Origin of the sequence: Agromyces sp. CF514, from assembly GCF_900113185.1 — a bacterium.
In the GTDB taxonomy this organism is placed as follows: domain Bacteria; phylum Actinomycetota; class Actinomycetes; order Actinomycetales; family Microbacteriaceae; genus Agromyces.
This window is the reverse complement of the sequence record NZ_FOZD01000001.1, coordinates 2,050,600-2,065,449: the sequence shown is the minus strand read 5'-3', so window position 1 is coordinate 2,065,449 and position 14,850 is coordinate 2,050,600. Positions and strand designations below refer to the sequence as shown.

Sequence of the window (14,850 nt, the reverse complement as noted above, 5' to 3'; positions counted from 1 at the left end):
GTCCGCTCGCGTCAGCGAGCGACCTCGCCGTCCACGTAGTCGTCGTCGTCGGACGAGTTCCAGGCGAAGAGCTTGCGCAGGTCGCGACCCGTGGTCTCGATCGGGTGCTGCTCGCCCTTGGCGCGGAGCTCGAGGAACTCCTTCTGGCCGTTGTCCTGGTCGGCGATGAAGCGCGCCGCGAAGGTGCCGTCCTGGATGTCGGAGAGCACCGCCTTCATGTTCTCCTTGACTGACGGGTCGATGACGCGGGGGCCCGAGACGTAGTCGCCGTACTCGGCCGTGTCGGAGACCGACCAGCGCTGCTTGGCGATGCCGCCCTCCCACATGAGGTCGACGATGAGCTTCAGCTCGTGCAGCACCTCGAAGTAGGCGATCTCGGGCTGGTAGCCGGCCTCGACGAGGGTCTCGAAGCCGTACTGCACGAGCTGCGAGGTGCCGCCGCAGAGCACGGCCTGCTCGCCGAACAGGTCGGTCTCGGTCTCTTCGGTGAAGGTCGTCTTGATGACGCCGGCGCGGGTGCCGCCGATGCCCTTCGCGTACGACTTCGCGATCTCCCAGGCCTGGCCCGAGGCGTCCTGCTCGACGGCGATGATGTCGGGGATGCCGCGGCCCGCGACGAACTCGCGACGCACGGTGTGGCCGGGCGCCTTCGGCGCGACGAGGATCACGTCGACGCCGGCGGGTGCCTCGATGTAGCCGAAGCGGATGTTGAAGCCGTGGCCGAAGACGAGCACGTCGCCCTCGGAGAGGTTGTCCTTGACCGACTCGGCGAAGATGTGGCGCTGGTACTGGTCGGGCGCGAGGATCACGACGACGTCGGCCCACGCCGAGGCGTCGGCGACGTTCTTGACCTCGAAGCCGGCCTCTTCGGCCTTCTGGATCGACTTCGAGCCGTCCTTGAGGCCGATGACGACCTCGACGCCCGAGTCGCGCAGGTTCTGCGCATGCGCGTGGCCCTGCGAGCCGTAACCGATGACGGCGACCTTCCGACCCTGGATGATCGAGAGGTCCGCGTCCTGGTCGTAGTACATCTCAGCCATTGCTGTTCTTCTCCTTGGTGTGGGTTTCGGTACGGGATGTCGCGGCTGCGCGCCGCGGCATCCGATTCAGTTCTTGAAGACGCGCTCGGTGATCGACTTGCCGCCGCGACCGATCGCGAGCAGGCCCGACTGGGCGATCTCGCGGATGCCGTAGGGCTCGAGCACCTTGAGGAACGCCGTCGTCTTGCCGGAGTCGCCGGTGACCTCGATCACGAGCGCGTCGGTCGAGACGTCGACGACGCGGGCGCGGAAGAGGTTGACGGCCTCGAGCACCTGCGAGCGGGTGGAGTTGTCGACGCGCACCTTGATGAGCAGGTGCTCGCGCTGCACCGACTGGGCGGGGTCGAGCTCGACGATCTTGATGACGTTGATGAGCTTGTTGAGCTGCTTGGTCACCTGTTCGAGCGGCAACTCCTCGACATCGACGACGACCGTGATGCGCGAGAGGCCCTCGATCTCGGAGTGGCCGACCGCGAGCGACTCGATGTTGAAGCCGCGGCGCGCGAAGAGTCCTGCGACGCGCGTGAGCAGGCCGGGCTTGTCCTCGACGAGGAGTGAGAGCACGTGGGTCGACATGGTCAGTCCTCCTCGCTGAAGGCCGGCGAGTGATCGCGGGCGTACTGGATGTAGCTGTTCGACACGCCCTGCGGCACCATCGGCCACACCATCGCGTCGGCCGACACCACGAAGTCGATGACGACCGGGCGGTCGTTGGTCTCGAGCGCGAGCTTGATGGCCGCGTCGATCTCGTCTTCTCTGGTCACGCGGATGCCGAGCGCGCCGTAGGCTTCGGCGAGCTTGACGAAGTCGGGCACGCGCACACTGTCGTGACCCGTGTTCAGGTCGGTGTTCGAGTAGCGGCCGTCGTAGAAGAGCGTCTGCCACTGGCGCACCATGCCGAGCGACGAGTTGTTGATGATCGCGACCTTGATCGGGATCTCGTTCAACGTGCAGGTCGCGAGCTCCTGGTTCGTCATCTGGAAGCAGCCGTCGCCGTCGATCGCCCACACGACGCGGTCGGGCTCGGCGACCTTGGCCCCCATGGCCGCGGGGACCGCGTAGCCCATGGTGCCGGCGCCGCCCGAGTTCAGCCACGAGTTCGGGCGCTCGTACTTGATGAACTGCGCCGCCCACATCTGGTGCTGTCCGACACCGGCGGCGTAGATGCCCTCGGGTCCGGTCAGCTCGCCGATGCGCTGGATGACCTGCTGGGGTGCGAGCAGGCCGTCGGAGGTCGGCGAGAAGCCGAGGGGGAACTCGGCGCGAAGTCCGTCGAGCGTGGCCCACCATTCGCTGATGTCGGGCGCACCCGCGGCGATCTGCTGGTCGTACGCGGTTCGCAGGTCGACGAGCACGTCTTTCAGGTCGCCCACGATCGGCACGTCGGCGACGCGGATCTTCGAGATCTCAGCGGGGTCGATGTCGACGTGCACGACCTTGGCGTTGGGCGCGAAGAGTGCCGACTTGCCGGTCACGCGGTCGTCGAACCGGGCGCCGAGCGCGATGAGCAGGTCGGACTCCTGCAGCGCGATCACGGCCGGGACCGTGCCGTGCATGCCGGGCATGCCGAGGTGCTGCTGGTGCGAGTCGGGGAACGCGCCGCGCGCCATGAGGGTCGTCACGACGGGAGCGCCCGTGGCCTCGGCGAGCTCGAGGAGCTCTTCGGACGCGCGCGAGCGGATGACGCCGCCGCCCACGTAGAGCACGGGGCGCTTGGCCTCGGCGAGCAGCTGCGCCGCCGCCGTGACCTGCTTGCCGTGCGCCTTGGTGATGGGGCGGTAGCCGGGCAGGTCGACCTTCGGGGGCCACGAGAAGGCGAACTTCGCCTGCTGCGCGTCCTTCGTGATGTCCACGAGCACCGGACCGGGGCGGCCGGTCGACGCGATGTGCGCGGCGGCCGCGATCGTCGCGGGGATCTCCTCCGCCTTCTTCACGAGGAAGGAGTGCTTCGTGATCGGCATCGTGATGCCGACGATGTCGGCCTCCTGGAATGCGTCGGTGCCCATGAGGTTCGAGAACACCTGGCCGGTGATCGCGAGCAGCGGCACCGAGTCCATGTGCGCGTCGGCGATGGCGGTGACGAGGTTCGTCGCGCCGGGGCCCGAGGTCGCGATCGCGACGCCGAGCTTGCCGGTGGACGACGCGTAGCCCTGGGCGGCGTGGCCGGCGCCCTGCTCGTGGCGCACGAGGATGTGGCGCAGCTTCTTGCTGTCGAGCAGCGGGTCGTAGACGGGGAGGATGGCGCCGCCGGGGAGTCCGAACACGTCGGTGATGCCGAGCATCTCGAGCGAGCGGACGACGCCCTCGGCACCGGTGATCTCCACCGGTGCATGCGGGGGCACGAGAGCGGGCGACGGCACGGGACTGGATTCCGTGGTCATTCGGTTCCTGTTCTGGTGAGCGATGTGTGCGGAAAGCGCAGTACTCAGCCCGTCGTGGCGCCTTCAGCGGCCGAGCGCACGAGCTTGGAGTACTTCGCGAGAACGCCTCGGGTGTAGCGCGGGGGAAGCGGAGCCCAGCCTTCACGGCGGGCAGCCAGCTCGGCATCACCGACAAGTAGATCGATGGAACGAGCTGCGATATCGACCCGTATCAGATCACCATCGCGCACGAAGGCGATGGGACCTGCGTCCACCGCTTCGGGTGCCAGATGGCCGATGCACAGTCCGGTTGTGCCGCCTGAGAATCGACCGTCCGTCAAGAGTAGTACATCTTTGCCGAGGCCTGCGCCCTTGATGGCCGCCGTGATGGCGAGCATCTCGCGCATGCCTGGGCCGCCCTTCGGGCCCTCGTAGCGGATGACGACGACGTCGCCGGCCTGGATCTCGCCGTTCGTCAGCGCGTCCATCGCGGCGCGCTCGCGCTCGAAGACACGGGCCGGACCCTCGAAGGTGGCCGCGTCGAAGCCGGCCGTCTTGACGACGGCGCCCTCGGGCGCGAGCGAGCCGTGCAGGATCGTGAGGCCGCCGGTCTCGTGGATCGGGTCGTCGAGCGTGCGAAGCACCTTGCCGTCGAGCGGCGGCAGGTTCAGCTCCTCGAGGTTCTCGCGCATGGTCTTGCCGGTCACGGTCATGACGTCGCCGTGGAGCAGGCCCGCGTCGAGCAGCGCCTTCATGAGCACGGGCACTCCGCCGCGGCGGTCGACGTCGTTCATGACGTACTTGCCGAAGGGCTTGAGGTCGCCGATGTGCGGCACCTTCGAGCCGATGCGGTTGAAGTCGTCGAGCGTGAGGTCGACCTCGGCCTCGCGCGCGATCGCGAGCAGGTGCAGCACGATGTTCGTCGAGCCGCCGAGTGCCATGCCGACGGCGATGGCGTTCTCGAACGCCTCCTTCGTCAGGATCTGGCGCGCCGTGATGCCCTGCTTGAGCAGGTTCACGACGGCCTCGCCCGAGCGGTGCGCGTAGTAGTCGCGACGACGGTCTGCGGATGCCGGCGAGGCCGAGCCGGGAAGCGACAGGCCGAGCGCCTCGGCGACCGAGGCCATGGTGTTCGCGGTGTACATGCCGCCGCAGGCACCCTCGCCGGGTGCGAAGGCGCACTCGATGCGGTGCGCGTCCTCGGCGCTCATGGTGCCGGCCTTGACGGCGCCCACTGCCTCGAACGAGTCGATGATCGTGATGTCCTTCTCGGTGCCGTCGGACAGGCGCACCCAACCGGGGGCGATCGAGCCGGCGTAGAGGAAGACCGACGAGAGGTCGAGGCGGGCCGCGGCCATGAGCATGCCCGGGATCGACTTGTCGCAGCCGGCGAGCAGCACCGAGCCGTCGAGGCGCTCGGCCTGCATGACGACCTCGACGGAGTCGGCGATGACCTCGCGCGAGACGAGCGAGAAGTGCATGCCCTCGTGGCCCATCGAGATGCCGTCGGAGACCGAGACGGTGCCGAACTGCAGCGGGTATCCGCCGCCGCCGTGCACGCCCTCCTTCGCAGCCTGGGCGAGGCGAGCGAGCGAGAGGTTGCAGGGGGTGATCTCGTTCCACGAGCTCGCGATGCCGATCTGGGGCTTGTCCCAGTCGGCATCACCCATGCCGACCGCGCGGAGCATGCCCCGGCTGGTCATGGCCTCGATGCCATCGGTTACGGTACGACTACGCGGTTTGGGATCGAACTCCGACATGGGGTCGAGTCTATTCCCAGCGCGAGCCCCCTTCGGCCGCGTCCTCGCGAGCGGTGGCGAGCAGCTCGAGCAGCTCGGCGACGTCGTCGGGATTGCGCACGCGGAACGGCGCGATCGACTTGCCCTGCCCGACCTTGACCCCGACGTCCTCGGCCTCGAGCGAGGCGAACGCGTCCTCGTCCGTCACGTCGTCGCCCACGTAGATCGCGGCCGTCGCGCCCGCGTGCTGGCGGAGCCTGGCGAACGACTCCCCCTTGTGCGTGGACCGCACCGAGAACTCGAGCACCGACTTGCCCGCGCGCACCGTGACGCCCCCGAGCTCGGCCGCCACGCGAGCCCGTGCGGCCGACTGCGCGGCGGTCGCGGCGCTGGAGGCGAGCCCGCGCGTGTGCAGCGCGAGTCCGGCCGGCTTGACCTCGACCCGGGTCCCGGGATGCGCGGCGGCGACCTCCTCGACGACGCGGGTGAGCTGCGCGAGCTTCAGCACCTCGGCGTCGCGCAGGTCGATCGTGATCGCACCGGTGTCGAGCTTGAGCTCGACGCCGTGCGACCCGCTCAGGAGCACCCCGTGCGGCGGGTCGGCGACCTGGCCGAGGCTCTCGAGGGCGCGCCCGGAGACCAGGGCCACCCTGGTGTCCGGAAGCGCCGTGAGCCGGCGGATCGCGGCGGCCGCCCGATCGGTCGCACGCGCCTCTGCGGGTCGATCGACGAGCGGTGCGACCGTGCCGTCGAAGTCGAGCGCCACGAGCAGTCGCTCGGTGGCGGCGAGTCCGGCGGTCGCCTCGCGCAGCGGGTCCGAGAGGCCCGGCTTGATGATGCCCGATCCGGTGAGGGTCTCGAGGAAGGACGCCGACCACTTCGCGACGTCGTTCTCGCGGACGCGCCGCCGCAGGGCGCGCATGCGACGCGCACGCTCGCGCCGCGGCATCCGCACCGCCTCGACGATCGCGTCCTTCAGTCCCTCGATGTCGTGCGGGTTGACCAGCACGGCCTGCTTGAGCTCGTCGGACGCCCCGGCGAACTCGCTCAGCACGAGCACGCCGTCGCCGTCGAAGCGGCAGGCGACGTACTCCTTGGCGACGAGGTTCATGCCGTCGCGGAGCGCCGTCACGAGCATGACGTCTGCGGCGAGGTAGAGCGCCACCATCTCCTCGCGCGGATAGCCGTGGTGCAGGTAGGCGATGGCCTGGTGGCCGAGGGTCGCGTAGTCGCCGTTCAGTCGGCCGACCGTGAGCTCGATCTCGTCGCGGAGCTGCCGGTAGGTCTCGACGCGTTCGCGCGAGGGGCTCGCGACCTGCACGAGCGTCGCGTCCTCGACCGCGAGGCGGCCGTCGCGGAGGAGTTCGCCGAACGCCTTCATGCGATGCCGGATGCCCTTGGTGTAGTCGAGGCGGTCGACGCCGAGCATCACGGTCTCGGGGTTGCCGAGGCTCTCGCGGATCTCGCGGGCACGGGCCTGCACCTCTGGGCGCCGCGCGATCTCCTCGAAGCCCTCGGCGTCGATCGAGATCGGGAAGGCGCGGGCGACCACGCGACGCATCTCGGCCTCGTCGCCCGGGCGCGGCTCGTTCGGCACCTCGATGACGTTGCCCCGGGTCGGGTAGCCCTGCAGCCGGCGCACGGCGCGCGAGAAGTTGCCCGCGTCGGCCGCCCGCTGGAACCCGATGACGTCGGCGCCGAGCAACCCGTCGATGACCTGGCGGCGCCAGGGCAGCTGCGAGTAGATGCCGTATGCCGGGAACGGAATGTGGTTGAAGAAGCCGATGACCAGGTCGGGGCGGGCCTCGCGCAGCATCTTCGGCACGAGTTGCAGCTGGTAGTCCTGCACCCACACCACGGCGCCGTCGGAGGCCGCGCGGGCCGCGGCCTCCGCGAAGCGGCGGTTGACGCGCACGTAGGCGTCCCACCACTCGCGGTGATAGGTGGGCGGTGCGATGACGTCGTGGTAGAGCGGCCAGAGCGTGTCGTTCGAGAAGCCCTCGTAGTACTCCTCGAGCTCGGAGGCGCTGAGCGGCACCGGGATGATCGAGATGCCGTCGTGCTCGAAGGGGTCGAACTCGCGGTCGGCGACGCCGGCCCAGCCGATCCAGGCTCCGTCGGCCGCACGCATGACCGGCTCGAGCGCCGTGACCAGCCCGCCGGGCGAGCTGCGCCAGCCGACCTCTCCGTCTGATCGCTCCTCGTAGTCGACCGGGAGGCGGTTCGACACCACGATCATGTCGTACACGTGGTCGACGTACAGGTCTTCGGAATCCGGGTGAACGGTGTTCATGCGACGGGAGTCCCTCCTCGCGATCGTCCTCAGGCTAACAGCGGGCCCGCGGATGCGGCCGGGCGGCCCGCCCTCTCGCCACGCACCGCATCGCCGGGTAGCGTTGCCCCCATGCGCAAGTACCTCTTCAGCGGAGCCGTCCTCGGAGCGATCATCAGCGGAGTCGGAGTCGTGCGCGCCACCGCATCGGGCCCGCGCGACTGGCGCCTGCTGCTCATGTGGGTGTCGTGGGCGGCCAGCCTCGCGATCGCGATCGGCACGGTCGCCGAAGAGGCGCGCGAAGGCGAGCTGACCGAGGAGTAGCATCGGGGATCGCGCCGATTGCGGCGTGTTCAGCGGCATCCCGCCCGCCTCCGGGCTGAGACTGGATGCAGTTCCGCACGGCCCGAACCGTGCGGCCACCGTTCCCACGAGAGGGGCCACCGATGTTCCGCCGTTGGCGCAGAGCGCGGCTCGCCGCACAGGCATCCGCGCACGCCGTCGCAAAGCCGCCGCGCCCCACCGCGGCCGACCTTCGCGGCGAGCACCTCTTCGAGCTGCTGAACGCGAAGCTCTCGGAGTTCATCGGCCCGAACGGCGCGTGGTCGCTCGTGCGTCGTGCCGAGGGCGACACCGATCGCATCTTCGACGCGGTCATCACCCACCAGATCTCCGCCGAGCTCACCCGTGCCGTGCTCGACGAACGCGACGCCGTCGCGGTGATCGTGCCCGCAGAGGCGGAGCCGCTCGCGCTCAGCTGGGAGCCCGCGCCCCTCGTGGTGTGGGCCGAGCCCGCCGTCGACGAGACGTCGGACACGTCGGCCGAGACGATCGACGAGACCCCCGTCTACACCGAGCACGGGTTCGAGGCGCGCGCCGCCTGAACGCACGGGTCCGCAGCGACCCCGGCCGGGCCGCTCCAAATTCCGGCCCGGATTCTTGTACGGCGATCGGAGCGGCGGCCCGTCGGCGTTGCCTAGCGTGAGGTGCGGGCCATCCGGCCCGAATCGGGCCACGGGCCCGCATCCCCACGACCCGGGAGACGACGATGACCGCCGCCGAACCCACCACGCACGACTCCCCCGACGACGAGCGCGCGCAGAGCCCGAGGCGTCGCGGCACCGCGACCGACCTCGCCCAGATCGCGGTCTTCGCGGCCCTCATCGCGGCGCTGGGCCTGCCCGGTGCGCTCTACCTCGGCGGCACTGCCGTGCCGATCACGTTCCAGACGCTCGGCGTCATGCTCGCCGGCGCCATCCTCGGCGCGCGCAAGGGCTTCCTCTCGGTGCTGCTGCTCATCGCGCTCGTCGCTGCCGGCCTGCCGCTGCTCTCGGGCGGTCGCGGCGGCCTGGGCGTGTTCGTCGGCCCGTCGGTGGGCTACCTGCTCGGTTGGCTGCTCGGCGCCCTCGTGATCGGCTGGGCGACGGCTCGCCTGCTGCCGAAGTACCCGATCCTGCCCGCGCTGCTCTGGACCGCGCTCGGCGGCATCGTCGCGATCTACCTCGTCGGGGTGCCGGTGTTCGCCGCGATCACCGGCACGCCGCTCGGCGTCGCGCTCACCGGATCGCTCGTCTTCCTGCCGGGCGACCTGGTGAAGGTCGTCATCACGGTGCTCGTCGCCAAGGGCGTCCACCGTGCGTGGCCGGGCCTGATCGCCCCGAAGCAGTGGCCATGGAAGCGCGAGAAGCCGGTCACCGCCTCGGCATGATCGACTGGCTGAACGGATCCGCCGCCGACGTCGCACTCGACTTCGGCGGCGAAGCCGTGCGCTTCGGCGAGTTGGCGCGCGCCGTCGGCTCGACGGCGCTGGGCACCGGGGTCGGACCCGTCGGATGCCCCATCGGCAGCGACCCGATCTCGCTCGTCACGCGCGTGCTCGCCGCCCTCCATCGCGGTCGGCCGGTGCTCGTGGGCGGCTCCCAGCGCGAGGCCGACGCGGTGGCGCGCAGGCTTCCGGCCGGAACGCAGCTCGCGCTGCTCACGTCGGGATCCTCGGGCGCCTCTCCCCGGGTGGTCGCTCGTACGAACGAATCCTGGCTGGCATCGGCCGAACCGCTCGCCGCGCTCGCGGGCCTCGCCGCCGACGATCGCATCGCGGTGACGGGCCCGCTGCACGTCTCGATGCACCTCTACGGGGTGCTGCACGCCCTCTGGGTGGGCGCGACGGCGACCGACCGGCTCGACGGCGCGACCACGATGCACGCGACGCCGACGAGGCTCGCACGGGTGCTCGACGGCGGGGCGCACCCTCCGGCGGCGATCGTCGCGGGCGCCACGCTCAGCCCGGCGCTGCGCGAGCGGGCGGCCGCCCGAGGCATCCGCCTCACCGAGTACTACGGCGCGGCCGAGCTCTCGTTCGTGCTCGCGGGCCACGACGGCGCGCTCCGACCGTTCCCGGGCGTCGAGGTCGAGGCCCGAGCGGATGCCACGGGCGACGCGCTCTGGGCGAGGTCGCCGTACCTCGCGCTCGGCGTGGTCGGCGGCGGCATGCTCCGACGCGACGATGCCGGGTTCGCGACGGTCGGCGACCTCGCCGAGCGCACCGCGGACGGCGGCTGGCGGGTGCTCGGACGCGGCGACGCGGCCATCACGACGGCCGGTGCGACGGTCGTCGCGGAGTCGGTCGAGGCACGGCTGAACGGCTTGGCCGGCGTGCGTGCGGCGGCCGTGCTCGGCGAACCCCATGCACTGCTCGGCGAGCGCATCGTGGCCGTCGTCGAGCTGCTCGACGGCGCCTCGCTCGACGAGGTCGCCTCCGCCGCTCGCCGCGAGCTCCCGGTCGAGGAGCTGCCGCGACGCTGGTTCGCGGCTCCGGTGCCGCTGACGGCGGCGGGCAAGGTGGCCCGCGGCGCGCTTCGCGCCGCGATGGCCGACGGCGCGCTCGGCACGGCCTCCGCCGTCATGGTCGAGCGGAGCAGCTCGTGAGCGGCGCCATGGCGCCCGGCCCGCCCGTGATCGTCGCCGCCAGGCGCACTGCGATCGGCACCGCAGGTCGCGGGTTCGCCTCGCACACCGTCGATGCGCTCGCGGCGCCCGTCCTGACCGAGGTCGCGCGGCTCGTCGCACCCGCCGGCGTGCCGATCGACGACGTGGTGCTCGGCAACTGCATGGGCCCCGGCGGCGACGTCGCGCGGGTCGCCGCACTTCGCGCGGGCCTCGGCGACGAGGTTCCGGGCGTCACGGTCGACCGGCAGTGCGGCTCGGGGCTCGACGCCGTGCTCCAGGCCGCATCGCGCGTCAAGGCCGGCGACGCCCGGCTCGTGCTCGCGGGCGGCGCCGAGTCGGCCTCGACCGCCCCGCACCGCACGTGGCCCGAGTCGGGCGAGCGGTACACGCGCGCGCCCTTCGCTCCCCCCGGCCTGCCCGATCCCGACATGGGGCCCGCGGCCGATCACCTCGCAGCGGTGCGCGGCATCACCCGGGCCAGGCAGGACGCCTGGGCGGCGCGGTCGCATCGGCTCGCGGCATCCGCTCGCGACTCGGGCGTCTTCGACGCCGAGCTCGTGCCGGTCGACGGCGTCGACCGCGACGACCGTCCGCGTGCGAGCCTGGCCGTCGAGCGCCTCGCGCGCTTCGCACCCGCGTTCTCGTCGGCTCCCGACGCTACCGTCACGGCCGGCAACTCGTGCGGGTTCTCCGACGGCGCGGCCGCGATGGCCGTGACCACCGAGCAGGTCGCGCGCGAGCTCGGACTGCCGGCGATGCGCATCCGCGCCGTGGCCGTCGCCGGCGGCGACCCCGCCCTGCCCGGCCTCGGCGCCGCGCCCGCCGCGCGTGCGGCCCTCGCCCGCGCGGGGCTCGACGCCCGCGATCTCGGCTTCGTCGAGATCACCGAGGCGTTCGCCGCACAGGTGCTCGCCGTGAGCGACGAACTCGGCCTCGACGAGCGCCTCATCAGCGGCGACGGCGGCGCCATCGCCCTCGGGCACCCGTGGGGGGCATCCGGAGCAGTGCTACTCGTGCGGATCGCCGCCCGCATGGCGGCGGCGTCCGACGACGACCGCCCCGGCCTCGCGGCCTGCTCGATCGGCGGCGGCCAGGGCGTCGCGATGATCGTGGAGCGGCTCGCATGAGGGCCCGAACCCGCAACCGCATCCGGACCGAGCAGGAGCACACCGCATGACCGTGATCGCCTTCGAGGGCGTCAGCCACGACTTCGGCGCCGAGCGCGTGGTCGACGACGTGTCGCTCGTGCTGACCGAGCGGCGCATCGGCATCGTCGGGGCCAACGGCTCGGGCAAGTCGACCCTCGCCCGCATGATCAACGGTCTCGTCACGCCGACGACGGGGCGCGTGCTCGTCGACGGGCTCGACGTCTCCCGGCGGGCGCGAGACGTGCGCCGCCGGGTCGGCTTCGTCTTCACGAACGCCGACAACCAGATCGTCATGCCCACCGTGCGCGAGGACGTCGCGTTCACCCTGCGACGCCACAAGCTCGAGAAGGCGGATGCCGCAGCTCGCGTCGATGCGGTGCTCGACCGCTTCGGGCTCACCGACCTCGCCGACCGTCCGGCGCACCGGCTCTCGGGCGGGCAGAAGCAGCTGCTCGCGATCGCCGCCGTGCTCGTCGCACGGCCCGAGATCGTCGTCGCCGACGAGCCCACGACCCTGCTCGACGCCCGCAACGCGCGGCTCATCGCCGGCCACTTCGCGGGCCTCGAGCAGCAGCTCGTCGTCGTCAGCCACCAGCTCGAGCTGCTCGAGGACTTCGACCGCGTGATCGTCATGGAGGACGGACGCGTGGTGGCCGACGACGTGCCGGGGGTCGCGCTCGACGCGTATCGGGCACTGATCGCATGAGCGGCGCAGGCTCGGAGCCACGATCGTGATTGGCGTCTTCCATCCCGGCACGTCGATCGTGCACCGCGCGCCCGCACTCGTGAAGCTCGGCCTGCTCGCCGTGCTCGTCACGGCGGTCGCGCTCCTGGGGTCGCCGGCCTGGCTCGCCGCGGCATCCGGCGTCGTGCTGTTGCTCTTCGTGCTCGCGCGCGTGCCGGCGCGTCTGGCGATGCGGCAGATCGTGCCAATCCTCTGGGTGCTCGCGTTCGCGGTCCCCGTGCAGGTGATCTTCGGCGGGTGGGAGGCCGCCGCGATCATGGCCGTGCGGCTGCTCATCGCCGTCGCGCTCGCGGCGCTGTTCACGCTCACGACGCCCGTGAGCGAGACGCTCGACGCCATGCAGGCGCTGCTGCGGCCATTTCGCAGGTGGGTGGACGCCGACCGGGTGGGACTCGCGCTCGCACTCACGATCCGCTGCGTGCCGCTGCTCGCCGAACTCGTGCGCGAGGTCATGGACGCTCGCCGGGCGCGCGGTGCCGAGGGTTCGCTGCTCGCCCTCGCGGTGCCCGTCATCGTGCGCGCGCTCCGCACCGCGGAGCACCTCGGCGAGGCGTTGACCGCGCGCGGCTTCGACGACTGAACCCGTCGCCCGCGCTCGGTCGAGCGGATGCCGCGGCGCCCGCTCGCACGTCCGTCCCCGCCCGGCCGCACGATGTCGGGGGCACCCGGCAGACTGGTCGGCGGCCGATCGGCCGAGCACCGCGCCGACCTGGAGCACCAACGCCATGATGGGCATCACCCACGCCACGAGCGGCGCCGCCGCGTGGATCGCCGTGACCAGCACGATGCCCGTACTGGGGCTCGGCGTGTACCCGCTCGACCCCGTGGGCGTGCTCGCGGGCACCGCCGTCGCCGCCGGCGCGGCGCTGCTGCCCGACGCCGACCATCACAGCGCCACCATCTCTCACTCGGTGCCCGTGCTCGGGCGGCTCGCCGCGCGCACCATCGGCACGATCTCCGGCGGGCACCGCCAGGGTGCGCATTCCGCGGTCGCCGTCGTCGTGATCATGGTGCTCGCATGGGCGCTCACGCTCATCCGGGTGCCGGTCGAGGGCGCCGGCACGATCGCGATCGGCGCGGGCGTCGGCACGGCCGTGCTCACGTGCTTCGGGCTCAAGGCCCGCGACTTCGCGAAGTCGTGGTTCGCCGCCTGGGTCGCCGGGGCCGCGGTCGGCGCCGCCATCGTCGTGTTCGCGCCCGAGCAGGTCGCCTGGTTCCCGCTCGCCGTGACGCTCGGGTTCGTCGTGCACCTGCTCGGCGACTACCTGACGACCGGCGGCGTGCCCAGCGTGCTCTGGCCGCAGGTGATCCGCCCGCCCGAGCGGTTCCGCGAGACGCCCGTCGTCAACCGAATGTGGCTCGCGAGCGGGCACGTCTCGCTGCCGCTGCTCGGCGACACCGGCTCGTTCCGCGAGACCCTGCTCGGCGCGGCGCTCGGCCTCTACTGCCTCGCGAACTTCGGGTACGAGTGCCTGCGCATGATGGGCTTCGCCCCGCTCGTCGGCGGCTGACCGTCGCCCGCCCGCCCGCGACATCCGACGCCCGAAGGCGCCCGTCACGAGGCGAGTGCCCGCTGTGGCCGACGGCGGGTCGTGGCAGGATCGCCCTGTGACCGATCGCCTGATGCTCCTCGACACCGCCTCGCTCTACTTCCGCGCGTTCTACGGCGTGCCGGATTCACTGAAGGCCGCCGACGGCACGCCCGTGAACGCCGTGCGCGGGCTGCTCGACATCATCTCGAGGCTCGTGACCGACTACGAGCCGACCCGGCTCGTCGCCTGCTGGGACGACGACTGGCGGCCCGCCTGGCGCGTCGACCTGATCCCGAGCTACAAGGCGCACCGCGTCGTCGAGGTCGTCGCCGACGCAGCCGACGTCGAAGAGACGCCCGATCCGCTCGTCGTGCAGATCCCGCTCATCCGCGAGGTGCTCGGCATCCTCGGCATCCCGATCGTCGGCGCGGCCGAGCACGAGGCCGACGACGTCATCGGCAGCCTCGCGACGCAGGCGACCGTACCCGTCGACGTGGTCACGGGCGACCGCGACCTGTTCCAGCTCATCGACGACGCCCGCGACGTGCGCGTGATCTACACCGCGCGCGGCATGAGCAAGCTCGAAGTGCTCACCGACGCGTCCGTCGTCGCCAAGTACGCGGTGCTCCCGCAGCAGTACGCCGACTTCGCGGCCCTGCGCGGCGACGCCTCCGACGGACTGCCAGGAGTGAAGGGCATCGGCGAGAAGACCGCCGCGACCCTCCTGCGCGACTTCGTCGACCTCGACGGCATCCGTGCGGCCGCGGCCGACGCATCCGTGCCGCTCTCGGCGACCATGCGCGCTCGCATCTCGGATGCCGCGGCCTACCTCGACGTGGCCCCGAAGGTCGTCGAGGTCGTACGCGACCTGCAGCTCGGCGAGTTCGACGCGACGCTCCGTCCGCTCGACGACGACCGTCGCGCGGCGTTCGACCGCTTCGCCGAGCGGTACAACCTCGGCGGTGCCGCGCCGCGTGTGCTCGCGGCACTCGGCAACGCCGGCTGACCCACGCGGGTCGAGCACCACGCCACCTGCCCACGGCGACCCCGATGTGCTTTCATGAGGTG

The 14,850-nt window shown here is 71.6% G+C and carries 14 protein-coding genes; 9 read left to right on the top strand and 5 right to left on the bottom strand.

Annotation, left to right across the window (positions count from 1 at the left end):
• Positions 1-11: 11 nt before the first annotated feature.
• The 5 genes from ilvC to BM342_RS09155 form a co-directional block, all read right to left on the bottom strand.
• On the bottom strand, positions 12-1,040 hold the full coding sequence (gene ilvC, locus BM342_RS09175) for a ketol-acid reductoisomerase (protein WP_092965066.1): 1,029 nt from the start codon (positions 1,038-1,040) through the stop codon (positions 12-14).
• 66 nt (positions 1,041-1,106) lie between these two features.
• The gene (gene ilvN, locus BM342_RS09170; protein ID WP_092965065.1) at positions 1,107-1,616 is read right to left on the bottom strand and encodes an acetolactate synthase small subunit; all 510 of its coding nucleotides are present in this window, start codon (positions 1,614-1,616) and stop codon (positions 1,107-1,109) included.
• Between the two features lie 2 nt (positions 1,617-1,618).
• The gene (locus BM342_RS09165) at positions 1,619-3,421 is read right to left on the bottom strand and encodes an acetolactate synthase large subunit (RefSeq protein WP_092965064.1); all 1,803 of its coding nucleotides are present in this window, start codon (positions 3,419-3,421) and stop codon (positions 1,619-1,621) included.
• Positions 3,422-3,465: 44 nt separating this feature from the next.
• Positions 3,466-5,160: a dihydroxy-acid dehydratase gene (gene ilvD / locus BM342_RS09160; protein WP_092965063.1), complete on the bottom strand. Its 1,695-nt coding sequence runs from the start codon at positions 5,158-5,160 to the stop codon at positions 3,466-3,468.
• A 10-nt stretch (positions 5,161-5,170) separates the two neighbouring features.
• Complete coding sequence (locus BM342_RS09155; protein WP_369823152.1) at positions 5,171-7,378, bottom strand: bifunctional alpha,alpha-trehalose-phosphate synthase (UDP-forming)/trehalose-phosphatase; 2,208 nt, start codon at positions 7,376-7,378, stop codon at positions 5,171-5,173.
• Positions 7,379-7,543: 165 nt separating this feature from the next.
• On the opposite strand from BM342_RS09155, the gene BM342_RS09150 reads away from it, so the two are divergent.
• The 9 genes from BM342_RS09150 to BM342_RS09110 all read left to right on the top strand — a co-directional run bounded on the left by BM342_RS09150 (position 7,544) and on the right by BM342_RS09110 (position 14,788).
• Positions 7,544-7,735: a hypothetical protein gene (locus BM342_RS09150; RefSeq protein WP_092965062.1), complete on the top strand. Its 192-nt coding sequence runs from the start codon at positions 7,544-7,546 to the stop codon at positions 7,733-7,735.
• 122 nt (positions 7,736-7,857) lie between these two features.
• Positions 7,858-8,295: a hypothetical protein gene (locus tag BM342_RS09145; RefSeq protein ID WP_092965061.1), complete on the top strand. Its 438-nt coding sequence runs from the start codon at positions 7,858-7,860 to the stop codon at positions 8,293-8,295.
• A gap of 164 nt (positions 8,296-8,459) precedes the next feature.
• Positions 8,460-9,119, top strand: coding sequence for a biotin transporter BioY (locus BM342_RS09140; protein WP_092965060.1), 660 nt, complete (start codon positions 8,460-8,462; stop codon positions 9,117-9,119).
• Entirely contained in the window at positions 9,083-10,336 is a 1,254-nt protein-coding gene (locus tag BM342_RS09135) for an AMP-binding enzyme (protein WP_092965059.1), read from the top strand. Before BM342_RS09140 ends, BM342_RS09135 begins: the two co-directional genes overlap by 37 nt.
• Positions 10,333-11,484: a thiolase family protein gene (locus tag BM342_RS09130; protein ID WP_369823124.1), complete on the top strand. Its 1,152-nt coding sequence runs from the start codon at positions 10,333-10,335 to the stop codon at positions 11,482-11,484. Before BM342_RS09135 ends, BM342_RS09130 begins: the two co-directional genes overlap by 4 nt.
• 46 nt (positions 11,485-11,530) lie before the next feature.
• Positions 11,531-12,211, top strand: coding sequence for an energy-coupling factor ABC transporter ATP-binding protein (locus BM342_RS09125; protein WP_092965057.1), 681 nt, complete (start codon positions 11,531-11,533; stop codon positions 12,209-12,211).
• A gap of 25 nt (positions 12,212-12,236) precedes the next feature.
• Positions 12,237-12,830 (top strand): energy-coupling factor transporter transmembrane component T family protein, encoded by a 594-nt coding sequence (locus tag BM342_RS09120; protein WP_092965056.1) that lies wholly within the window; start codon positions 12,237-12,239, stop codon positions 12,828-12,830.
• 145 nt (positions 12,831-12,975) lie between these two features.
• Positions 12,976-13,761, top strand: coding sequence for a metal-dependent hydrolase (locus tag BM342_RS09115; RefSeq protein WP_092965055.1), 786 nt, complete (start codon positions 12,976-12,978; stop codon positions 13,759-13,761).
• 97 nt (positions 13,762-13,858) lie between these two features.
• Positions 13,859-14,788 carry a 5'-3' exonuclease gene (locus tag BM342_RS09110; protein ID WP_092965054.1) on the top strand — a complete coding sequence of 310 codons (930 nt, stop codon included), beginning with the start codon at positions 13,859-13,861 and terminating at the stop codon, positions 14,786-14,788.
• Positions 14,789-14,850 lie beyond the last annotated feature (62 nt).